Source organism: Gilliamella sp. ESL1225, assembly GCF_058502635.1.
The window spans coordinates 1,144,610-1,170,263 of record NZ_CP196358.1 but is presented as its reverse complement, the minus strand read 5'-3'; the positions used below and the strand labels follow the sequence as shown (position 1 = coordinate 1,170,263).

Genomic DNA, 25,654 nt, shown 5'->3' with positions numbered 1-25,654 from the left:
TATGCTTCCTTATCTTGTTATTTTTCGTTACGGCTTTTTTTATTCCATTCGACCAACCGTGGAGACATTCTCAATAGCCACCAAGCCAATATTGCCGAAATAAACGTCCCGCTCATTGCACCAAGATAAAAACCCATAATGCCTATTTTGAATACAAATGCCAATAAATACACAGCCGGAACTGAGATAAACACATGACGAGTTAAAGTTAATAAGACTGAATACATCGATTTACCAATTGCTTGAAAATACTCACTTGCCAATAAGCTAATTGCAATAAAAGGGAGTGCTAACTCCATGATTTCAACTTGTAAAATCGCATAATCACATGTTTTTGTTGATTGCGTAAATAACGGATAAATCCACGGAGCTAAAACAATATGAATAATCGATAGTATCAAAACAATGGAAAATGCAAGAACAACACTTACTTTATAAGCCTGAAGCGTACGATCAATATTACCCCGCCCCCAATTTTGTCCAACAACAGTCAACAAGGCGGCGGCAATCGCCAACATTGGCGTCATAATAAAATAGTCGATGCGCCCAGTTAAGGTAAAAGCAGCCATCGCATTAACATCTAATCTAACAATAAAAAAGTTATAAATAATAATCCCGACCGAAATAATAACTTGCATTAACATTTGCGCTAATCCAACCGAAAGAATTTGTTTATAGACTGGCAAAGATAAATAATGCAACGAAAACTTCAATTTGAGTCCAATTTTTAATGACGACAAAGAAAAAATAAAATAGATAACAAAAGCAACTTGAGCAATAAATGAGGCTAATGCAACACCTTTTGCGCCAAAATCAAAGATAAAAATCATGGTAGGATCGAGGATAATATTAATCACAGCAGCAAGTAATGATGCTTTCATTATGACCATTGTCTTACCGGCACCTTGAAATAACCCCATCATTGCACCACCCAGTAAGATACTAAATACGGTCGGTAAGGAGTAATAATAAAAATCAGCAGAATAAACAAAAATAGCTTCACTTGCTCCTAAACCATGTAATAATGGCTCAGCATACAGATAACCCAACAGACAAATTATCACGGAGAAGAAGATAACTATCGTTATACCTACAAACAATATTTGTTGCGATTTTTCTAAATTCTTCATCCCAATTGAACGAGATAGCAATGACCCCATACCTATTTGAATGCCATTAGCAATAGCAAAAAGTACCATGCCAATTGGTAAAACAAGCCCAACACCGGCAATGATATCACCCCGACCAACATCAATATGACTAAGCCAATAAATATCGGCTATGCCATAAGTCACTTGAGTCAAAAGACCAATAAGTATTGGTAAAGATAATCTAATAATTAAGCCATATAGCGATCCATTAAACATATTGGGAATATTATAAATATCATCACTTGAAGGATGTTCTTCAAGTTGAACCTTATCTGAAACCATATTTAATCCTCATTTTTATTTTCACATTCATCACCTTACTTTTGATTAGAATAACTTGTTGCATTATTCATACCCCTCTGGTTTAGAAAAACCACCACTAATGCCTTCACAAAATTCGACAAAATCAATTAGGATATCATCATTAAAATGGCCTGAAACGATCTGAATACCACAAGGCAATTCACCGGCTTGTTTGTCTAAAGGATAGATGGTTGCAGGAAGACCAAACACAGTTGGCAACATATTCCAAAATAGATGTTCGTTATAATCATAGGCAACACCATTAATCATTAGTTTGCGATTATTGGTTAACTGTTGCATATGATGAAATGCTAATACAGGACTCACTGGAGTAAGCAAAATATCATAATGAGAAAATAATTCTGATATCAAATTGCTATATTCCTTACGTAAGCGATCTGTTTCTAACTGTTCATTAGTATTATTTGTCATGCCCGCGTAATAGCTAGACATTCCTTCAGGAACATCTTTTATATAACTTAATAATTTAAAACCTAAAGATGCCAATCCTGCAGTTAAACGTTGTCGAGCATTAAGCGCTGTTCCGACTAATCGCCCACTTAGTTTTACAGACATATCAAATAATTTCTGTGGATCAATTGCCGCTGGCATAGCTTCATCCACTTCAATATTCGGATGCCTTTTAAGTGCGTTAACAAAATGTTCAAAACGTTTAGCAACTTGACTATCAATAGGATGATCTACCGCATTAAACCAAGTACAAATGCGATACCGAGTTTTAGCATGATAACGAGTAAAATCAGGAATACGAGGGGGAGTTATCCAAAAAGAACTCAGTGCACGCATCATTAAACGTAAATCAGCGGCACAACGTGCCATTGGTCCAGCTGTAGATAGATCTGGTTCACAAGTATCTTGCGCATCGCCTCCGGGCACATGTCCACGAACAGACATTAACCCAAGACTGCAACGATGCGAATATACGCCAGTATAGTGTGACGGAACCCGTAAAGAACCAAAAAGATCACTACCAAATTCAACAGGCGTAAAATCTACCGCTAATGCAACAGCAGCTCCCCCCGAAGAGCCGCCTGGTGTACGATTGAGATCCCATGGGTTATTTGTTGTACCATAAACAGGATTAAAGGTTTGCCAATCTGCAGTCATCGTAGGTACGTTGGTTTTTCCCATAAAAATTGCACCGGCTTCACGCAAGCGTGCTACAGAAGGCGCATCTTGTACTGCTCGATTATTTTTTAAATGGCTGGCACCTGATGTTGTTAACCAGCCTTGAACATCAAAAGAATCTTTAATTGTACAAGGCAGCCCATGTAAGATTCCCAGTTTTTCACCTGATTTTCGAGCGTTATCTGCCTGCTCAGCCTCCTTTAATGCCGATGCTTTATACTGTTGTACAACTGCGTTTAATGTTCCATTGAATCTAGCCATACGCTCAAAATAATACTGGACTAATTCTACTGAAGTGGTTTTACCTTCAGCCAGCAGCGACAGTAGTTCAGTTGCAGTACGGTAATTAGAATGCTCACTCATTGGTTATTTCCTTCTATTTGGTCTTTACGCCGTAAAACAAGACTCTTTCGAGTAGTTGCAATATCTGCTGATTGCGCGGACAATTCTTCAGAATCTGCTATTGGCTGTTCATTTTTTAGCGACTCAATGTAGCTAGATAACTCTATAATGTTTGGTAATCTAAATAGAGTGACAATTGGAATTTCTTGTTCTGTCATTTTCTCAAGTGCTTGTTGAATACGTACTAATTCGATAGAACTTCCCCCCATAGAAAAGAAATCATCTTCGACTGTCAAATTAGTGACACCAAGTACCTCTTTCCATAACGCTAATAGCCGTTTTTGAAGATCAGTGGTCTCTTGTGTTTTGACTATCGGTGACACACTATAGGCAATTTTTTCACCTTGCTGTTGTAGTATTTTTCTGTCTAATTTCCCGTTAGCGTTCAATGGAAAATGAGTTGCTAATATTAAATTAGTCGGCAACATATATTCCGGTAATTGTTGTTTAAGCGATGTCATAATTACATCTTTAAAATTCTGAACATTCACCGACGTGCTCGCCTTACTATCACTCGATTTTTCATAGGTTGAAAAATCTTCTAATAATGCTGCTTCTGTAAAAGCATCTTCGCCAACTATCCCTCCTACAGTACAATGAATATAACGATGTGTTGGTGATAACTGGAAATGATGAGCAACTTTTATAAAATCAGCCATACCCAATTGGCATAGACCTAAGCCATGTATTGGTGCTTCATTTTCTAACAACTGGCATAATGTTCCGGCTTCCATAACAGAAAAGTGCCACCCTGCATCCTCACCGTACAGGGGTTGAATAGCAGCCATATCTGTAATAAAAAATAATGAAAATGCGGCACGATCTGCAATTGTTCTATTTGGTCCTGCATGAAAATCATTATTCAATTCTACATTAGGGGCTATCGGTACAAGGCTACCTTCGCGTGGATTAAGATAGTAGATCCCATATACGCCCTCTTCAATTTTATTTGGATGTAAATAAACGTACGTTTGTACCGGATACAAACCACCTGCTGAAGCATAGGTATATTTAGCAAAAGGCAGACCCGCTAATCTTATTTGAACTAATTGATTAACCAGTAACCCGAGTTGTGCTAATGGGATTTTTTGCTGAATAAAGTTACGATAACTACGGCGATGAATATAAGTATCCGTTTGTGTTGGCGTCGCTAACTTAATCGATGTGGCTGTATTTTTACGAATATGCTGCTCTTTCAATTTAAAAGCCAAGCGTTCAGCAGGATTAACGATTATGCCTTGTTCTGTTGCTTGTTCTTGCATCTCTTTTTCGTGTAATGCTTGTGCTTTTTCATGATCATATAATTTAGCAAAAGCGATCAACCGCTTATTTTCACGATTACCAACGGCAACAACAACAGATTGTTCGATATCTTGATGATTTTCAATACATCTTTCAACTTCACCCAACTCGACCCGAAAACCATTAACCTTAACTTGATTATCTTTACGTCCCAAAAACTCAACTTGCCCATCTGCAAAATAACGCCCTAAATCCCCTGTACGATAAATTCGCTCAGCGCTCGCCTCACGCCATACAAAGCTCGCCTTTGTTTTTTCATTATCATTCAGATAACCCTGCGCTAACCCCATACCCCCTATACAAATTTCGCCTTCTACTCCAACTGGGCACTCCTCCAAAAGCTCATTTAAGACGTAGATGGGCTGATTACACAACCCTCGACCATAAGGGATACTTTTCCATTCCGCGTCAACGTTATCTATGACATAAAAGACTGACCAAATTGCACACTCCGTTGCTCCTCCTAAGCTAATGATTGACATTGAAAAGTTCAGTCTTGAGCGCATCTGCGCTGGTAATGTTAATGGGATCCAATCACCACTAAGTAGCGATAAACGAAGCGCTGGACAAAAATAGGCTTTACCATTGAGATATTCGCATAACATCTGCATTAAAGCCGGTACTGAGTTCCATACCGTTACAGCACCCATCTCTAACATTTCAAGCCAATGACGCGGATCTTTTTCATGCCCAGCATTAGGTAATACTAACGCTGCACCGACCATAAACGGCGCAAAGGCATCAAAGACCGATAAATCAAAACTCAAGGACGATAAACCAAATACTCTATCGCTTGCAGTCAAACCAAAACGACTATTAATGTCTTCAAGCGTATTCATTACTGCTCGGTGATCAACCATCACACCCTTTGGCATTCCCGTCGAGCCTGATGTAAAAATAATATAGGCCGTATCTGTGACATCCGCTGGCTCGACAACCAATTCCGGTATTTGTGCATCAAGCATTTGAGGTACAACCTCTAATACAGGTAATCCAGCAGAATTAGCTAAAACAATACCCGGTTGAGTGATTAATACCCGCGTTTCACTTTCTGACAATAACAACGATTGCCGCTGGGCTGGCTGAGATGGATCAATTGGCAAGTAAGTGGCACCTAAACGCAAAATACCATGCACGGCAGCAATTTGCTCCCATCCCTTTTCCATCATCACAGCAACACGGTCACCTCGTTTAATCCCTAGCACTTGCAATTCTTTAGCAACCGCATTAGCAGCGGTAGATAACTGACGGTAAGTTAAGCGATGTTTTGAGCTAATTAAGGCAATTTCATTTGGGGTTAATTCAGCATAACGCAATAATCCGTGATGTAATAACTCCGTCGGTGCTGGTGCTTGCTCAACTGGCGCATGAATCATCTGAAAAATTAAAGCGCTATTTGGCATATTCCAATACTGCGATTCAGTAGCTATTTTGTTCAGTGCTTGACAATAAGCCGCAAACATTGCATCAATAACGATTGGCTCAAAAAGCGCATCAACGACATCCCAATTGAAATGTAACTCTCCTGCTGATTCCATTACTTGATGATCAAGCCAAACCTGTGGTGTTTGCGTTATATTCGCCTCTTCTAGAAGCGTAAAGTCATCAACCCCGTTAACAGTTGGATCTTCTTCTAAAGTATCAAGGATGCTGGTAAAAACAACTGGCATAGGAGACGAAAATCGATCACTACGGATCAAGGCTTCATTAACACGAATACCACTGTATCAGCGATGATCAAGATCATCCCATAGTTGAGATTGAATTAACTGCGCATTATCAGCATAACTACGTCGGCTGTCATAATGAATATTAAGTAAGCTAACTGCCGTAAAATCACCAATGACCGATTCTGCTCCAACATACCCTAATGGCCGATTAAATAACGTTAAATTTAAGGTAAAAGCAGGATGAGTACACCAACGTGCTAATACTTGACTAAATACCGTCAACAATAAGACCGTTTTTGTTAATCGATTTTCTTGCGCTATTCGTGTCAACGTACGCCAATTTTCAACCGATATACGGTGGCTACGCCGCACAAATTTGATATCAGGTAATTTTAATAAATCCCCTTTAATCGGTAATAACGGAGGGCCATATAAATCTACCAGAGCCTTTTCCCAATAGGCTTTATCACGTGAATAAATTTCGCTATTTTGTTCAACAATAAGTGCCAGAACATAATCACGAAATGAGAAAGGTAATTTTGGTAGTAGGGTATTGGGTTGATGGTAGAGAGTAATCAACTCTTGCTGTAAAATGCGCATACTAACAGCATCAGCGATTAATAAATCTAAACTAAAGTGTAATCTACCTTCTTTTTCCGAGCATTTTGAATAACTAAAATCAAATAGCGGCCAATTATCTGCAATATGTACTTTATGCGATAACTCGCTGCGGATTTCTTGTAGCGCGTTAAGACGATCTGGCAAACTAAGCGCAGTTAAATCATGGCATTTAATTTGATATTTTGGCACCTGAGTTAAAATTTGTTGATTACCATCCGGCAAAACGATTGCACGTAGCATATCATGTCGAGCAACGAGTTTTGTCAGGGCTTGAGTAAAACGATTTACGTCAAAATGGCTAACCTCAAATTCATGATAAACATGAGTTGCAACAGTCGCGGCACCGGTTTGACGACCAATCCAATAAGCGCGTTGAACATCCGTCAACGGAAATGGTTGATGAATATCATTAAGATTTTCATGAATTGACATCATGTCAGAGATAACCGACTCATTTTGCAACGGTAACTGTTCAATACGAGCACTTAATGCACGCACAGTCGAATAATGAAAGATATCTTTTAAAGTAAGTGAACAGGAAAATTCACGATTAATTTCGGCCAAAAGTGCAACGGCAAGTAAAGAGTGACCACCTAGGCTAAAAAAATCACTATTCGGATCAGGATTTTTAATTGGTAAAAAACGCATCCATAAAGCCATCAATGTCTGTTCTTTATCACTTAGTTCACTGAGCTCACTTTTTGGCATAGAAGCTAAAGAAATGTCATGTACAAAATTAGTTGCCAAATGCTGACGGTCTATTTTGCGATTAGGTGTGAGCGGAAAACAATCAACTTTTTCCCACAAAGTCGGGATCATATAACTTGGTAAGTGATTTTGAAGCTCATGTTTTAAAACATCAAAATTGATATCTACTTTAGTAATCACAAAAGCGGCTAACACTTTATCTAGACGCTCACTTTCAATACAAACAACAACTGCACTATCAATCTGCGGATGCTTTGCAAGTATACGTTCAATTTCACCTAATTCAATACGATACCCTCTAAGTTTGATTTGAGTATCTTTTCGTCCAATAAAGCGTATATTTCCAGAAGGATCACAATTGACTAAGTCGCCTGTACGGAACATTTTTGTTCCAATAGGGTAACCGTGTTCAGGTAAAAAACGCTGATCGGTTAATTCTATTTGCCCATCATAACCTAATGCAACACCATCACCTGCAATGTATAATTCCCCAACAACACCAGTTGGTACATCATTGCCATCATCATCTAAAATATAAATCCGGGTATTGGCGATAGGATGACCGATACTGATGTTGTTAAAATCCGTTACTTTAGATTTTAATGACCAAATTGTTGTTTCAGTTGGACCATATAAATTCCACAATTGCGCACATCTACTTAATAGATCTTTAGCTGTACTTTCTGGTAATGCCTCACCACCGCTCAAAACACAAAGTGTTGAACTACCTTGCCATCCGGATGTTAACAACGCTTGCCAGAATGAAGGTGTTGCTTGCATCAGCGTTGGTTGATACTCATTAATCAACTTAATCATTCGAAAACTGTCTGTAACTTGCTGTGCATCAGCCACATATAAACTCGCACCAGATATCAATGGCAATAAATACTCAAGGAATGAAATGTCAAAAGATGGCGTTGTAACAGACAGTAATCGATCATGTTCACAAACTGCAAACGTCTTTTGCATATCCAATAATAAATTAAGTAAACTGCGGTGAGTAATGGTTACGCCTTTAGGTTCACCGGTACTACCTGATGTAAATAAGATATATGCTGGAGAATCAAGAACGATCGGAGCCCTAATAAATTCATTGCCTGAAAATGAATTTGTCTTTAACTTCTCTTCTGTAAGTATGAATAATGGTGCAATATCTTGATACTCATTTGCCTCTCTTACAACCAGACACGTCAAATTAGCTCGTTGCATAAGACGTCTTATTCTTGCTGGTGGTTGACTGATATCAAATGGCAAGTAGACAGCGCCAATGTGCCAAACGGCTAGCATCGTTGCAATCAGATCGCCATGACGAGGCAAAAACACGCCAATATGATCCCCTGATTTTATGCCTTGATCTATCAAATAACCGGCAATAGTTTGTATGTTCAGCCATAATTCTTGCCAACTGATAGAATAATTGTCACCTTGAATTGCAATTTGTGATGGAGTTTGTAAAGAATATCGTTCAATTAACATGAGTAAATCGTGAGGTTCAGCCCAAGTTACTTTGGTGTCATTTAAAACCTGTAGTACAGAGTGTATCTGAGCAGAATGATGCGATTTAATCTGAGCTAATGGTGTTTTTATATTATCCGTTAAAACAGTACAGTATTGGCGAAATGCTTGTGCAATATTTCGGATATATGCCTCATCATATAATCCTAGGTTATATTCAAATGTCACCTCAATTGTCTCTTCCCGTTGAAAAACTTCAACTGTCATATCATATTTAGCCGAATGATTGTGATATTTCAATTGTTGCCATTTTGTATCAGCAACAGAAAAATACCGATCAGTCACTTGGCTGTGGTGGATATATAAAATCTGAAATAATGGGGAATGAGATAACTGACGAGGAATATTCAATCCATTTAATAATGTTTCAAATGGCAATTGCTGACTTCCAAGTGTATCTTTAACACTCGCTTTTACTTGTTGTAAAGCATCTAAGCATGTGTTTGAGTCGGTAAAATCTGTGCTAATAACCGAAGTACTTGCATAATAACCAATATTATTTAGTAATTCAGGTCTAATGCGACCAGAAACAGGCGTACCTATAATTAATTGTAACTGTTCGGTGTAATGGAGTAGCAATAATTTAAATGCTGTGAGCAATAAAACAAATTGTGTCGTTTTTTGTTCACTAGCAATGCGCTTGATAGCATTACTCAATGTAACATCTAAAGTGATAGAAATTTGCGCACCTTCCTGGCTAGGAACCGCGGGTCTAGGATATAACGCTGGAAACGTTGATAATTGAGGTGCATCTTGTAAACGTGCCCGCCACTGTGTAAGTTCTTTCGTTAGTAAAGGCTCTTTTAGCCATTCGCGTTGCCAAAAAGCATAATCCGTATATTGCAATTCAGGCTTTGGTAATATAGGCATTTCACCATTTTTTAGATAAATATAATGATGCTGAAATTCGTTAAAAAGTAATCCTAACGAAATACCATCCATGATAATGTGATGCGCACAAAAGATTAAATAATCATTTTGTCCAGGTTGAATAAGATGCTTCACAACAAATAATGGACCATTAGCAAGATCGTATTGAATATTTAGCACGGCCTGAATCACGATATCGCGTTCTTCTGGTGTTACATTACTGTTTAACAGTAACTGTTCTATTGATGACGAAGGACTTTCATCAATAATTTGACATAGTTGTTTATCTTGCAAAGCAAAGCGCGTACGTAAAATGTCATGACGCGCCTGTACCATATGAAAGGCTTGATTTAAAAGATGATAGTCAATTTTACCTTGTATCTCATATACGACATAAAGATTGTAATTAGTCGCACAAGTATCATATTGCTGTAAAAACCACAGTTGTTCTTGATTAAAAGAAAGAGGAAAATTGACTTTTTCATCGATTTTAACAATTGGAATACTCAAAGGTGAAATCCCTTTTAGTGCCAATTGTTGTAATAATTTTTGTTTTTTATCCGAAGGTAAATTATGTACGAGTGCGACATGTTGCATTATCATTAGCATCCTATTTTAATAGTAAAAAACGACAATTAATTATTACACTTACGATTCAATTTTTAACGATTTCCTCAATTAATGATGTCAGTAAAGCATCAGGATCCTCATTTCGTATATTATCTATTTGCTCTGATAAAGCGCGGACATTGGTATCGTTAATTAATGTCACAAATGAAAGAGTTACCGAAAAAACCTCTTGAATTTGAGCAAGTAAAATACCCAACATCAACGAATGCCCACCTGCTTCAATGAAATCATCATCGATACCTAAACCTTCAATACCAAGTATCGTTTCGAAAATCGCTAACAACTGATGCTGAGTATCGGTTTGTGCCGACTCGTAAGGTGTTGAAAAATTAGGACGACGCTGTTTAATTGAATTGGCTTTCGGCTTAGTTTCAACATATTTTACTTCTTCATTAACTTTTGTTTGCAATCCTTGTTCTTCGGGGCTAGGAACCCAATAAGATGTTTTATCAAATTGATAAGTAGGTAATGAAACACGTCTAGGATGCTCACCAACCAACATTGACCAGTTCAGATTATGTCCTCTTATCCATAACATAGCTGCCGTTTCTAAAATATGTTTATTTTCGTCACTACCACTATTGAATGTTGGCATCGAACTTCTGAGCAGATTACTTCCTAATTGATTATCATTAGTTAAGCGAATTAAGGTCGAATTGGGACCTATCTCAAGAAAATCACAATCAAATTGTTGTTGCGCCTGTTGTACTGCAGCTGAAAACTGTACTGGCATCAGCATTTGCTCAACCCAATAATCAGGTGTAGTCAAGGTATTTGCATCAACGGGCATCCCCGTTGCCGTTGAAATAATGCTAGTAGAAGGTGAGTTTAGTTGAATATTTGCAAAGGCAATACGCAATTCCTGTGCCGCATGTTTCATCATATTAGAGTGGAATGCATGCGATGTTCTTAGCGGTTTATTAATGATGTTTTGCTGTGTTAAACACTCACTTATCGATTTAATATCATTTTTTGAACCTGAAAGAACACAGTGAGTCGGAGAGTTAATCGCTGCTATAGCAACAGAGCTATTTACAAAGGTATCCGCTTCTTCTTTTGATAAAGCGACCATTAACATTGCACCCGTTTCGGCACTATCCATTAACTTAGCGCGTTTAACAATCAACTGTAATGCATCTTCAAGAGAAAATACACCGGCTAGCGTTGCCGCAACCCATTCGCCAAGAGAATGACCAATCATAACAGTTGGTGTAATACCCCAACTAAGCCAAAGCTGTGCCAGTGCGTATTCAACACTAAAGAGTAATGGTTGAGTCAACCACGTTTGTGATAAGAGCTCAGCTTGTTCGTTTGATATTTCAGCCGTAAATAACTCTAAGCAAATATCAATGTCGGCCTTATCTGCTAAGATATCTGCACAGCGGTTAAATGCTGAAGCATAAACTGGCCATTGGTTATAAAGCTGTTGTCCCATTCGTTGATATTGACTGCCTTGCCCTGAAAATAACCACCCCAGTTTAGGTTGGGCTTTAGCCTCGCCCTTCATAAATGGTTCATTATTAGCATTCATTAATAATTCAGCCGTATCGATAAGATCGCCGCTAATGATAGCGGCTCGGTGATTAAATGCCTTTCTTCCCGTAGCTAATGTCCAAGCGACATCACGCTTATCAGGGAGATTCCCTTGCTGTAAATAGTTTGAAAAATAAAGTAGACCATTGTTTAACGCACTTTCTGTTTTAGCAGAGAATGGAAAAATGCAGTATTGCGGCGCATCACAGCGCCTATTATCGACTAACGGTGCTTGTTCAACTATTACATGTGCATTTGTTCCTCCCATCCCCAGCGAAGTTACCCCTGCACGACGAACCCCATTTTTAGGTAACCAGTCTCGACACGTGGTATTAATATAAAAAGGACTATTAGTTAAATCGATTTGCTCATTGGGTCTTTTAAAGTGTAGTGTTGCTGGAATTTTAGCATGATGAACAGCTAAAGCCGTTTTGATTAACCCTGTAACACCGGCAGCCGTATCAAGATGACCAATATTCGTTTTAACAGAGCCAAGTGCGCAGTACTGTTTTTCTGTTGCTCCCATAAAAGCTTGACTAAGGGCTGCAAACTCAATGGGATCCCCCAATTTTGTACCTGTTCCATGTGCTTCAACATAACTAATATCATCTGGTGTCACACCAGCCAATTTTTGAGCTTGAACAATAACACGTGCTTGTGCATCAACACTTGGTGCTGTGTAGCTTATTTTTTCAGAACCATCATTATTGACAGCAAACCCCTTAATAACAGCATAAATATGGTCACCATCTCGCATGGCTTCATCTAACCGTTTTAAAACAACCATACCAGCACCTGTACCAGGTACAAATCCATTACTTTCATCAGAAAAAGCACGGCAATGCCCGTCAGAAGAAGTAATACCCCCTTCTTGTGACAAATAGCCTGTTTTTATCGGTGGTCCAAGTGTTACTCCCCCTGCGACAGCCATATCACATTGCCATGTTAATAAGCTCTGACAAGCAACACAGACAGCCACTAATGAGGTGGATGAAGATGATTGGACTGTGATTGCCGGACCTCGTAAGTTTAAGTGATAAGCAATCAGCGTAGTTATACTATCTTTATCATTACCAATTGCTGCTTGCAAACTTCCTGAAGAAAAGACACGTTTAAAGTGTGGCATTAGATTCAACATTAAGTAAGAATCCATACTTTTCCCGGCAAAAATACCAACATCACCCGGATAGTCACTAGGTATATAACCCGCATCTTCAAATGCTGCCCAAGCTGTTTCTAATAATACACGATGTTGAGGATCGGTTAATTCTGCTTCTCTTGGCGCTATACCAAAAAAAGCCGCATCAAACTTATCAATATGCGCAACCTCGCCTTTCGCTTTAACATAATCAGGGTGGTTGATAAATTCGGGGGTAATACCCATTTCCAATAATTCTTCGTCACTATAAAAAGTAATACACTCTTTGTTTGCAACTAAATTATTCCAAAACGCTTGAATATTTTCTGCTTGTGGAAAACGCCCAGCCATACCTACGATGGCAACACCAAAATTATTTCCTTTCATATGGTTCCTTTCAATTTTATAATTATTACACGTTCGATTAATTCACTTATCTTGTAACTTAGTTTCTACGCCCCCAATAGGCTGACTCAAATGCTGAACGTTGTTTTTCTGCTCGCTGTTGAGTGATCGTCGCCGTATCGCCTTGTGTAGCCATCGGCATTTGTAAATAACTGGCTAATCTTTTAATCGTAGTAAAACGCATTAAATCAACTAGTTGTACATGCTGACCACATATTTGACCAATCATCTGTTGCATTTTTACCAGGAGTAATGAATGCCCCCCTAAATCAAAAAAGTTAGTCGTACAGCTAATTTGTTCAATTCCAAGTAGCTGTTGCCATATCATGACCAATTGGCGTTCTAATTCATTAGTTGGCGTAATATATTCACCTTGCACATCAAGTTGACCGAGATCAACTTCTGGCAGTTTATTTGGATCAACCTTGCCATTTAAACCAATGGGTAAAGCAGGAATTGGAATATAAAACAGTGGCAACATATGCAATGATAAACGCAAACTAAGCCAAATTCGGATTTGCTGAGCATCAAGTACTGTGCCGTTACTCACATAAAATGCGACCAAAATTGGGGTTGCCAGTGCATTACGTCTTATATCAACCCATGCATCAGTAATATCAGGATGTAATCTCAACTGACTTTCAATTTCACCAATTTCCACCCTATGTCCGCGAATTTGTATTTGACGATCTTCTCGCCCAAGGTAGAACAAATTACCGTCTATCGACCAATAGGCTTGATCGCCTGTTTTTAACACACGTTCGCTTGGCACCTCTGGTAAATTAATAAAACGGACACGGTTTTGCTGTATATCTAAATAACCTGGTGATAACCCTAATCCAGAAAAACACAACTCTCCTCTTACGCCTGGTGGAACAAGATTATGATTAGCATCAACCACGTATGCTTTAGTATTTTGTATAGGTCGACCAATGGGCATGGGTCCATCTTCTTGCTTGGTTTGTTTTGGAACCACATAATAAGTTGAGCAAATACCACTTTCAGTCAACCCATAACCATTTACAACCGTCGTATGTGATAACAAAGGTTTAATCTGATCATATTCCATCACTTCCCCACCACAAAGAAACAATCGTAGTGATCTCAAATCACTACTTAATGAAGAAATACTCGTTGATAGTGATGGTGTTGTACTAACAATGGTGACATTTTTTTCTTGCAGTAAACGAATAAACGCATCGGTATCTAAACTTTGTGTTTTTTCAGCCAAGACTAAAGTGCCACCAGCGGCAAGAATTGGTAATATTTCACCAACAAAACTCGCAGAGGCAACAGAAGTGATTGGTAACAGCACATCTGTTGCACTTACCTGATAGCTGGTAATAAATGAACAAATCAAATTGAGTAGATTAAGTTGCGTTAATCTCACCCCTTTAGGTACGCCTGTTGTACCTGAGGTGAAAATAATTACAGCGTCTTTCTCTAACGAATTTTGAGTTGTTAAGGAAGATAGCGCCAACTGGTTAACCACCGGTAAATCTTGCCAATTCACTATTGATATATGACGTAGTGAAGGGGTATTTAGCTCAATAAATGGTTGTGTAGTGATTAAAATGACCGCATTTACCTGTTTTAAAATAAGGGTATTACGTTCTATTGGCGCATCGTTATCAATTGGTACATAGGCTGCCCCAAGTGATAACACGGCTAGTTGAGTAATAATCAAATCAAACGATAGTGGTAACATTAAAGCAACATAATCGCCAGGTTTGACACCCAAATCAATTAACCATTGCTGTATTCGTGCTATAGCTTGCTGTAACTGCTCATAATTCATAACAGCTGTACCACAGCGCAATGCAATATTATTCGGAGAATCTTGGTAATACGATGAAAAGAGATCCACAACGTTAGTCACTTGAGGTAGCTTGGTATTAGTGGCATTATGCTGTTGTAACCAAGTATATTCCCGTTGATTAACTTTAATTAAATTGCTAATAATAATCGCAGGTTCACGACTCGTTATTTCAAGTAATTCATGAAATTGTTCTATAAAGTTCTGTATCCGTTCTACAGTATAAAGCTCGGCATCATATTCAAATGTTCCGGTGATACGCCCATCGATATTTTGCATACTTAAAGAAATATCAACTTGAGAAGCTCCGGTGTCCAATAATAATGGTGTCACAGTAAGGCCGTTAAGCATCGGACGTGTCATCGGCATATTATCTAATTGGAACATACATTGATAAACCGGAAAGTGCTCTGTACTACGATCAATATGTAACGTCCGTACGATTTCATCAAAGCCCAGTCGTTGATGTTTAATAGAAGACAGTAACTTCCCTCTGACTGACTGTATAAGGGTTTGAAAAGGTATCGTTTCATCAACACTTAAACGTAAAGGTAACACATTAATCAAAGGCGCAATAAGATATTCGCTTTCCTGTGACAAACGACCTGCAATCGGCATTCCAACGATATAGTCTTGTTGACGTGCATTACGTCGCAATAAAACTAAAAAAACAGCCAGAAGATAGTTATATAATGAAACACGTTGTGAACGCGCACATGCTACAACAGCGTCACCAAGGGATATGGGTAATTCAAATGAGATAAATGCCCCTTGATGCTGATTAACGTTTTGACGAGGCCTATCTCCTTGAATATCAAGTACAGGTAAATTATCACCGAGCATTTCATGCCAATAAGACAAATCATCTTGATATTGCTGACTTTTTCGCCACTGTTCTTGCTCGCTGACATAATCAGCATATTCCATTGGTAGCTCATTAGGTAATACTTCACCATTATAAATAGCTTGCAACTCACGCAATAAAATACCTTTTGACCAACCATCACTAATAATATGATGTAAATGAATCAGCAATACATGATTGGTTTGATTGCATTTTATTAATTCGAAATAGCAAAGTGGTGATGTAGCAGTCAAAGGCATTGGTTTGGAAACTTTAATCTTAAGTTGATTTTGCAAATCATCCGTTTCTTGGAGTTGAGTTGTGATAAAAAACGGGTTTGGTAGTGTTGGCGAAATCGCAAGCATCGGTTTACCATTTTGAAGCTCAACCGTCGCCCGTAGTAACGAATGTCGACTCATCACACATTTAATCGCTTCTTCAAGACGAGCAAGATCAACAATACCCTCAAGTTGTAATGCGCTAGGATTATTATAAAGTGCAATATTTGGAACGAGCTGCTGCATAAACCACATAGATTCTTGCATTGGTGACAATGGACAATATTGCACTGTTGGCAACTCACGCAAATCAACACATTTTGCTGAATATTCACGAGCTATCTCTATCAACTTTTTACGATCACATTTCCCATTAGCTGAAAGTGGTAGTGACGATAATGCTATTAGTCGATTAGGTAGCATATAGTCAGGTAATGAAACAGATAACGAATCGAGCAAAGCTTTAAGGTCAACGTCTACTGAACTGACAATAAAAGCATAAATTAATTGATGATCTGCATCTTCTTGATCTGCAACAACGAAAACCTGTTGAATATTGGAAGCAAGCATAATATGGGCTTCAATTTCCCCAAGTTCGACACGCAATCCCCTTATTTTAATCTGGAAATCATTACGCCCTATATAATTAATTTCCTTACTTGTGCTGTCGTAACGTACTAGATCACCAGTTTTATATAATCGTTCAGGTTGTCCATTATAAGAAAGAGAAGGATGAATAAAAAAGCTCTGTTTAGTCAGCTCAGGATTATTAAGATATCCTCTTGCTAAACTGATACCAGCAATATAAAGCTCACCTTCTTCACCATCGGCAACAATATTCAATTTATCGTCAAGAACATAAAGGCGACAACCAGTAATAGCCTTTCCAATTGGTACATCATGATAGTCATGATCACGCAAGCATGTATGATAGCTCACATCAATTGCTGCTTCCGTTGGTCCGTAAAGATTAACCAATGTACCTTGGGTCACTTCTTTATAAAATTTGGTCACACTATAGTGACTTAGCTTTTCACCACTAACAAATACCCATTTTAAAGAGGCGATGAGTTTACTATCATTTTTTATCTCAAGATATTCAACAAATAGATTAAGCATCGATGGGACAAAGTGCACAACAGAGATCTGATGCTGATGAATAAGTTTTAGTAAGGTGCGGGGATCGCTTTCAAGTCCTGATGGCAGTAATACCAACGAAGCGCCATGCATTGCCCACCAAAACATCTCCCAAACCGATACATCAAAGGTATAAACCGTTTTTTGAAACAGTACATCATTATCAGTAATCTGATAGGCATTTTGCATCCACTCAATACGATTAAGTAAAGCACCATGTTCGGTTGCAACTCCTTTAGGTACACCAGTCGATCCCGACGTATAAATTACATATGCCAATTGATGAGGATGTGGGCGGTACGTTAAATTAGTCGTCGTCTGATTAAGTACTGCATCGTCATCTACATGACACATAGGCAATAAATGGTTTTCATTATATGAGCTATGACAAATAAGATATGAAGCTGCACTGCTAGTGAGTATATTTTTAATACGGCTGTTTGGTGCATCTGCTGCTAATGGTAAATAAGCAGCTCCCGCTTTTATCACACCAAAAATAGCAATCATCATTTCAATACTTCGTGGGAAAATGATAACGACTACGCTATCTTCACCAATTCCTTGGGCACGTAAATGATGCGCTAATTGATTAGAACGTTCATTTAGCTCTCGATAGGTTATAATGTTGTCACCCATAAAAACAGCCGTTTTTTCGGCGTATTTATCGGCAGTACGATATAAATAATCAACTATAGTTTTATCATGGATCTTTAGCTGTAGTCGATTCGGCAGCAAAAATCACACCGTCAAGACGATGATACCGATCCAAAATTTTAGTCAGGCAAGAATTTACTGCATCGGCAGAAGTTACATCACAATGCATGATTTCAGTATTAGCAATAATGATCTCATTATTTAAATGCGCCTGACGACTACTTAAAATCACATTTACCCCATCACGAGATGCCAACATATCACCAATTACTCGACCAATCCCTTTTTCGCCACCAATAATCCATATTACACTACCTGATTCAATACCTGATGATATTGGATTTACGGGTAAATTAGTTGGTATAACATGACGTGAATAGGCGATACCTTGTCGTACAGCCATGATTGCTTGACTATTCCCATTATCAATCTGGTGATTTAATACGCTCATATCATCCGCTGTAATTTCATGTCCAAAATCAAACATTCGTACGACTGTTGGATTTAATTCTTGAATAAGCACATTTACAACGCCAGATAATGCAGTTTGAGAAGGCTCCGGTACCTCTTCTTCCTGAATGCGAAACGCTTTTTGCGTAATAATTGTCATCGAAGCCATTGATATAGCATCATGCAAAAACCAAGTTGAAATACGGTAGATTGCAAATAATGATTGGATAAGAGATAAATACTCCGGTGATAAATAAATACAATGCAATTGCTGATAATGCTTTTGTTGCACTATTTCTATAAGTGGTTGAAAATGCTGATTAATCCTATTACTGTCCCACATCTGCTCAAACGGCGAAATAGGCGGTGCGATAATAAGGCTTTCGATGCCATCTTGAGCTAGAATTTGTTTAATCCAGTCACAATCTATTCCGATAATAATAACTAACGAGCCTGTCATATAAAATGCGTCTGATAAAAATGAGGTCTCTTTTTGCCAGATAACACGCTGTAACCATTCACTTTTGGGTTGACGAAGTGGATGGGGGAACTTCTGATAACCGGAAAGCGCTTCACCATAGCGATAATAATAATTTTGCTCAAAAGGATAGCCGGGTAAAGGAATATGCTGTCCTAATGCATCGCGATTAAATTGGTGCCAATCAATAGTTGCACCATTTACCCAAAGCATGGCAAGGGCTTGATGTAAAAATTCATCATCATTAACCGGCGATTTAATTTGGCGTATTGTCTGTATCATTATCTGATTATGATAATAACTATTTGTTTGAATAAAGGTAGATAATGCTTTACCTGGTCCAATTTCAATAAATAAAGGGGACTCTTTTAATAGATGAGTGGCTCCTTCATTAAACAAGACAGGACATCTTACTTGTTTGACCCAATAATCAGATGATGTTGCTTGTTCAGCCGTAATCCAATCGCCTAAAACATTAGACATAAATGGAATTTGCGGAGCATTTAACGGGATTTGGTTTAACAATTTGGCAAATTCTTGCAACATTGGTTCCATCATGACTGAATGAAATGCATGTGAGGTTTTTAATCTCGTATACTTAATGCTCTCTTTTTCTAAAGCATAAGTAAAAGCAATAATTGCGTCATCAGGACCTGCTACAACACAAAAGCGTTCACTATTATTAGCCGCCAATTCAATATTATCATGTTGATTCAAAAGAGGTTCTAGCTCGACACGATTTAGATAAACAGCAAGCATGCTACCTGATTGCATAGATTGCATTAAACGGCCGCGAGCTTCAATAATACGCATTGCATCTTCAAACGAAAATACACCCGCAATACAAGCTGCCACATATTCACCTAGACTATGTCCAATCATACTTGCAGGCTTAATTCCTAGCTCAATTAATGTTATTGCTAAGCTGTATTCAACACTAAATAGTATGGGTTGGGTAAATATGGTCTGATTAATATCATGAGATGACTGTTCATTAAATAATATATCTTTAAGATCAATCGATGAAATACGTTGATAAGCGTTAAAACATTTATCCATCTGTTCACGAAATAGTGGTTGGCTATCATAAAGACCCTTTGACATCCCTCGATATTGACCTCCTTGACCGGGAAATATAAAACAGATGGCGGCTGTTAACTCATTTTTACCATTAAACTGTTGAGCATTTAATACGGTGCTTGAAGATAAATCAATTTTTGATCCACGGCTTACCAAATAAGCACGACGATATTTGAATGCACTTCGCCCTGTTTGTAAGGTATAAGCAACATCCGGTAATCGTAAATTTGGTGTATGTTTAATATGTGTTAACGTCGAGATCACTCTTAAATCAAGAGCTGTTGCAGTTTTTGCTGAAAAAGGTAATAAATAATAATCACGAATTAGTCCGGCATTATTTTCTAAAGTATCATAGCCTTCAAGTGCAATACTGGCATTTGTCCCTCCTATGCCAAATGAACTGACCATAGCTCGATGTGGGGACGACTGAACCCATGGCTTAGATTGACTATTTATGTAAAGCGCTGAATTTGATAAATTAATAGCAGGATTTAATTGTTGGAAATGGGCTGTTGGTGGCAATTCTTGATAATAAAGTGCTAATGAAGTTTTGATAACCGCTGCGACACCCGCAGCCGAGTTTAAATGACCGATATTACTTTTTATTGCAGAAACAGCACAAAATGGTGTAGTGGCTGAACCAAAAACTTCATTAAGTGCTCGGATTTCAATGGGATCCCCAAGTGTTGTTGCAGTTCCATGTGCTTCAATAAGTCCAACGCTATCTGGCATAAAATTGGCGCGTTTCATCGCAGAACAAATAACGTCTCTTTGTCCATTTACGCTAGGTGCTGTATAACCCACTTTGTCATGTCCATCATTATTGATAGCAGTTCCTTTAATGACAGCATAAATACAATCTTTGTCTTTAATAGCATCATCAAGGCGTTTTAATAATACAGTTGCAACACCATCACCGGTAATCGTTCCAGAGGCTTTACTATCAAATGGTCGACAAATACCGTCTTTAGAATGGATCATTCCTTCATGATATTCATAACCTCGATAAGCAGGCATTTCGATTGAAACCCCACCTGCTAATGCGGCATAACAATCTCTATTACGAAGAGCATTACATGCTTGATGAATAGCTACTGCAGAAGTTGAACAAGCAGTATCAATGGTTATTGCCGGTCCGGTAAGATTCAATGAATGGGCAATTAAAGCGGTAGCAGCATGAATATTTAATAAACTGGCTTTATACAACGAGGTAGAATCGGTGCTATTTTCCATAACCGCTTTTAACCAATAAGGTGAGCTTAACAATCCAGCAAATACCCCTATCGAGCCAGGATAAGTGCTAGGATCACACCCTGCATTTTCCAAGGTCTGCCAACAACATTGGTGTAATAAGCGAATTTGTGGGTCCATTAATTCTGCTTCATTTGGAGTGTAACCAAAAAAAGCCGCATCAAACCATTCTAAATCGTCTAACACGCCTTTTGCTTTAACATAATAACTGGAATTTAATTGCTCAGATGAAACACCATAAGCAAGTAATTCATCATCACTAAAAAAAGTCAATCCAGATTCTCGCCCTGAAATCAACTGCCATAGTGATTCAATATTGTTAGCACTTGGAAAACGCCCTGCCATACCAATTATTGCAATTGGCGATTCACTGTATTTAGTAATCAATTCTGGTTTTAACACACTTGCGGACGTTGTTTTTGTAAGATAAGCAGTTAAAGAATCTAATGTCGGATATTTAAATAGATCCGTAATATCTACATCAATTTCAAGTTGTCTTTTAATTTCGCCTTTGATTCTAATTGTATCTAATGATGTTCCACCTAAAACAAAGAAAGATTTACTGCCATCAATTTGTGACTGATTTAACACTTGTTGCCAAATATTTTTTAATGTAATACCAAGATTAGATTGCACCAAACTCGAAGTGGGAACAATATTTTTTTGTTTCACAAGTAATAAGTTACGTAGTTCCTCAAGATTAGCTTTACCATTATGATTCTTAGGTATTTCATCGACTACGATGATAGGATTTGGTAGAGCAAATAAAGGCAAAGTAGCAGTTAAATGTGAGCGAGTAGCAATTTCATTATAATTCTCATCAACACATATAATCGCCCCTATGTGTTGACTATTTCGCAACGTGTAAGTTAAAGCTATCGCTTCAATAATTCCTTTAGAATCTAGCAAACGCTGTGTAATTTCGCCAATTTCAATCCTCTGCCCATTAATCTTTATCTGCCCGTCTTTACGACCAAAACATTCCACGCAGTTATCATCAAGTAGTCGCGCATAATCTCCTGTTTTATGCATATAACCAGTAGAAATAAAAGGGTCTGGCATAAAGACTGCTTCAGTCAATTGTGGTTTATTTAGGTAACCGACTGCAACACCCTCTCCGCCTGCGACAAGTTCACCCATTGCCCCAATAGGTAATAGATGCCCATATCTATCAATAATATAAAGTGATGTGCCAGGTACTGCGTATCCGATCGGAACTCGATTGGGTACAAGATGATCTATTCGATAAGCCGTCGTATAAATAGTGTTTTCGGTTGGACCATATCCATTTATAATTACCAAATTTGGATATTTAGTTATAATCTCATTAACATGTTTAGCCGAAAGTGGTTCGCCTGCTACAATAATTTGTTTAAAATGCTCAAAAAATGTTGCTCCCTCTGCAACATAAGTATTAAATAATGATGAAGTTATTGTCGTATTCGTAACCTGCTGTTTCATTATTACGTTGCTAACTTTATCAATATCAAACAACGATTCTTTACGAATTAAAACTAACTTACCGCGATTAATTAAGGTTCCCCATAAATCGAACACTGAAACATCAAACTCAAACGGGCTAAATAGTAATGTCGTGCTATAGTTTTTTAATTTTAATGGACTATTTGCTTGTACTAGCCGCAATAGTCCTCGATGCGATACCAAAATACCTTTAGGTTTACCTGTTGAACCTGATGAATAAATTACATAAGCATTCATGTCTCGATTAATTTCAGGATAAACCACTTTTGGTGTAGGTGGTAAATCATAAAGATCATATTGTTCTAGATTAAGTTCATCAAACGTGTTTCGCTGCACTAGTAATAATGATATTTGACTATCGTCAATCATTTCTTGAATTCTTGCTACTGGATAGTCCGCACTAATCGGAATATAAGCTGCGCCGGCTCGCATCACCCCAATAATTGCTGCCACGGTATAAACAGTACGCTCACTGATAATTCCGATAAAATTATCTGGTTTTATCTCTTTCTGAATAAGAAATGTTGCTATTTGATCTGCTTTATCTGCTAATTGCTGGTAAGTCAATGATTCATATTCATCAACTACTGCAACTCGGTCCCCTTCTGTTTCAACTATAGAATAAAATTGTTCGATCACATTAGATTGTCTATCCCAGTTTTCACATAACATAGTTTGAATTTGAGACTCGATATATTGTGTTTGCTGCTCAGGTGAGATATTAAGCAAAGAGCCGATTGATCGTACTGGGTTATCTACAATTTGTTCAATCAAATAACTCAAATGCGTTAACATTGTTTGAGCCATATTTTCAGAGAAAAATCGATTTAAATATCCTATTTTAAAGACATAACCATTTTGATTTAAAACAGTCAACGTTAATGGATAATGAGTTTGTTCTTGAACGCTCATGCTATCAATAGCGATTTGCCCTTCTTTTACCAGCAAAGACGAATCGACCGGATAATTTTCGATAACGACAAGAGAATCGAAAAATTCACCTTGATAATTTGCCTCCGGCGTGGTTTTCTTAATTTTTGATAATGAATCGTACTCATGATCATAATGAGCAATTAACCTTTCATGCATCTGTTGTAAATGCTGAATCAGTGTATTTGATCCCTCATCTTTCAAACGTAATGGTAAGGTATTAATAAATAATCCTAATGCATCATCAATGCCATCGATAGAGGAATTTCTTCCTGAGACGGTTATACCAAATACCACATCGTTACTATTAAGCCAATGTTGTAATAAAATACCCCATGCAACATAAAATAACGAAGCTGGAGTAATCCGATATTGACCACATAATTGCTGTATATTTTGGTTAATCTTTTGCGGCAATGATTTTTCTAACCAGATAACGGTGCTTTCTTCCGAATTGTTTTTTATATCAGGAAGTCTTGAAAAAGGCTCAAAATGGCTTGGCTGTAAATTTTGAAGATATGATGACCAATAATCTCGTTGAAATACTTTTTGTCGCTTAGAAATTTCTTCCATAAAAGGCTTGAGCGGCATTGATAAAATAGCATCAGCATTTCTTATTGTTGTCACCAATGCAGTATTGTATAAACTTAAAAGCTGTTGAACAAAAATAGATAAGTTCCAGCCATCCATAATAATATGGTGATAAGAAAAGATAAATACACTCTCTTTAGGTAACTGAATTAGATAGGCTCTAACTGGGATTGAACTTAAATCGAAAACATGATTTAAATCAGTATGTAGAAATTCTTTGACAAAAGCATCCTGATTGCCACCTTAATCATATGTCAACGTAATCTCACTATTCAGTGGAAAATTGAGTTGTTGAATATCCTGATCAATATCGATAATATGCAATCTTGGTAAAATATCACTTTTAACGATTTGATAAGGCTGTTCGCCTTCATTCCAGAAAAAATGAGCGCGGAAACAATCATGTTTTTGGAATAAAGTTTCTAATGCCCATTGGAAAAATTCAACATCAACACGTTCAGCGAAACGGCAAACAAATTGCTCGTGATAATTACGGCTCCCCTTTCCTGCCAATGAGTGAAATAAAAAACTTTGTTGACCTGGCGTTAATGACATTTTGAAGCCATTATCGTTACAATTTGAAGCTGAAACATCATTCATGATATATTATCCCTATTGACTAATTATGACTAATATCTCCATACTCCGAATGCTATTGCTATTCTTTTGTAGGTAATTTTTATCAGATATACAGTTATTGCATTAACTTTTTCCATTTTCTTATTTTAGTCCGAAAACTTTTGAAGGGAGCAACCGAGTTGATGTGAATAAATCTTGCAACAGTCCAGCTTTCAGGATAAGGCTTAGTCCAATTCCTACTATCTTTTATAAATAGTGTTTCTTCCAACAAAGAACCAATCCAGCCAGTCCAAATATCGACCGCTTGTTCAAAGTGCTGTATAAGCTCTTTTAAAGATAAATCCTTATATGCTTGATAGAATGACTGATAAAGCTCCCCTAATTGATTCCATTTATAGCCTTTGGCAGGTAAAATGGGAATCTCTCCTGAGAGTTCTGTATCATCCCATGACTTTACTAATGCTAACCAACCTAGTTGATAAGCAATCATTTGCGCAGGTGTTTTATCAACTCCATCCACTAAACTATCTTTTTTATCTTCAGTGACCGTTTTAAACTCTTCAATAAATAGATCAGCCGTTTTATTTATTTCATCTAATAATTGCTGTTTGGTCTGATAGATCATAGTTAGTTTTCCGTTAACCCAATTAACTTAATTATTGTTTATTATAAATTTCTTACCCATTA

6 protein-coding genes and 2 pseudogenes are annotated in these 25,654 nt (G+C 37.7%); all 8 read right to left on the bottom strand.

The genetic code is table 11. From position 1 onward, the window contains the following. Positions 1 to 17: 17 nt before the first annotated feature. The 8 genes and pseudogenes from ACSYSW_RS05340 to ACSYSW_RS05305 all read right to left on the bottom strand — a co-directional run bounded on the left by ACSYSW_RS05340 (position 18) and on the right by ACSYSW_RS05305 (position 25,592). On the bottom strand, positions 18 to 1,433 hold the full coding sequence (locus ACSYSW_RS05340) for an MATE family efflux transporter (RefSeq protein WP_491706165.1): 1,416 nt from the start codon (positions 1,431 to 1,433) through the stop codon (positions 18 to 20). A gap of 63 nt (positions 1,434 to 1,496) precedes the next feature. After that, positions 1,497 to 2,966, bottom strand: a complete 1,470-nt coding sequence (locus ACSYSW_RS05335; RefSeq protein WP_491706164.1) for an amidase family protein — start codon at positions 2,964 to 2,966, stop codon at positions 1,497 to 1,499. Next, positions 2,963 to 10,294: pseudogene (locus ACSYSW_RS05330) on the bottom strand (amino acid adenylation domain-containing protein). The gene ACSYSW_RS05335 and the pseudogene ACSYSW_RS05330 overlap by 4 nt, the downstream one beginning before the upstream one ends. 52 nt (positions 10,295 to 10,346) lie before the next feature. Then, positions 10,347 to 13,379, bottom strand: a complete 3,033-nt coding sequence (locus ACSYSW_RS05325; RefSeq protein ID WP_491706163.1) for a beta-ketoacyl synthase N-terminal-like domain-containing protein — start codon at positions 13,377 to 13,379, stop codon at positions 10,347 to 10,349. A 58-nt stretch (positions 13,380 to 13,437) separates the two neighbouring features. After that, entirely contained in the window at positions 13,438 to 18,207 is a 4,770-nt protein-coding gene (locus ACSYSW_RS05320) for an amino acid adenylation domain-containing protein (RefSeq protein ID WP_491706040.1), read from the bottom strand. Continuing rightward, entirely contained in the window at positions 18,173 to 21,730 is a 3,558-nt protein-coding gene (locus ACSYSW_RS05315) for a type I polyketide synthase (RefSeq protein ID WP_491706328.1), read from the bottom strand. The genes ACSYSW_RS05320 and ACSYSW_RS05315 overlap by 35 nt, the downstream gene beginning before the upstream one ends. Positions 21,731 to 21,868: 138 nt before the next feature. After that, positions 21,869 to 24,943 (bottom strand): annotated as a pseudogene (locus ACSYSW_RS05310) (amino acid adenylation domain-containing protein); the annotation flags it as partial. Positions 24,944 to 25,082: 139 nt separating this feature from the next. Next, entirely contained in the window at positions 25,083 to 25,592 is a 510-nt protein-coding gene (locus ACSYSW_RS05305; RefSeq protein WP_491704346.1) for a ClbS/DfsB family four-helix bundle protein, read from the bottom strand. Positions 25,593 to 25,654: the final 62 nt, after the last annotated feature.

Bases quoted from the DNA above. Each gene is read 5' to 3' on its own strand.
- ACSYSW_RS05315 (WP_491706328.1), bottom strand. From the start codon at position 21,730: ATGGCAGGGCGTTTTCCAAGTGCTAACAATATTGAATCACTATGGCAG.
- ACSYSW_RS05305 (WP_491704346.1), bottom strand. From the start codon at position 25,592: ATGATCTATCAGACCAAACAGCAATTATTAGATGAAATAAATAAAACG.
- ACSYSW_RS05335 (WP_491706164.1), bottom strand. From the start codon at position 2,966: ATGAGTGAGCATTCTAATTACCGTACTGCAACTGAACTACTGTCGCTG.
- ACSYSW_RS05340 (WP_491706165.1), bottom strand. From the start codon at position 1,433: ATGGTTTCAGATAAGGTTCAACTTGAAGAACATCCTTCAAGTGATGAT.
- ACSYSW_RS05325 (WP_491706163.1), bottom strand. From the start codon at position 13,379: ATGAAAGGAAATAATTTTGGTGTTGCCATCGTAGGTATGGCTGGGCGT.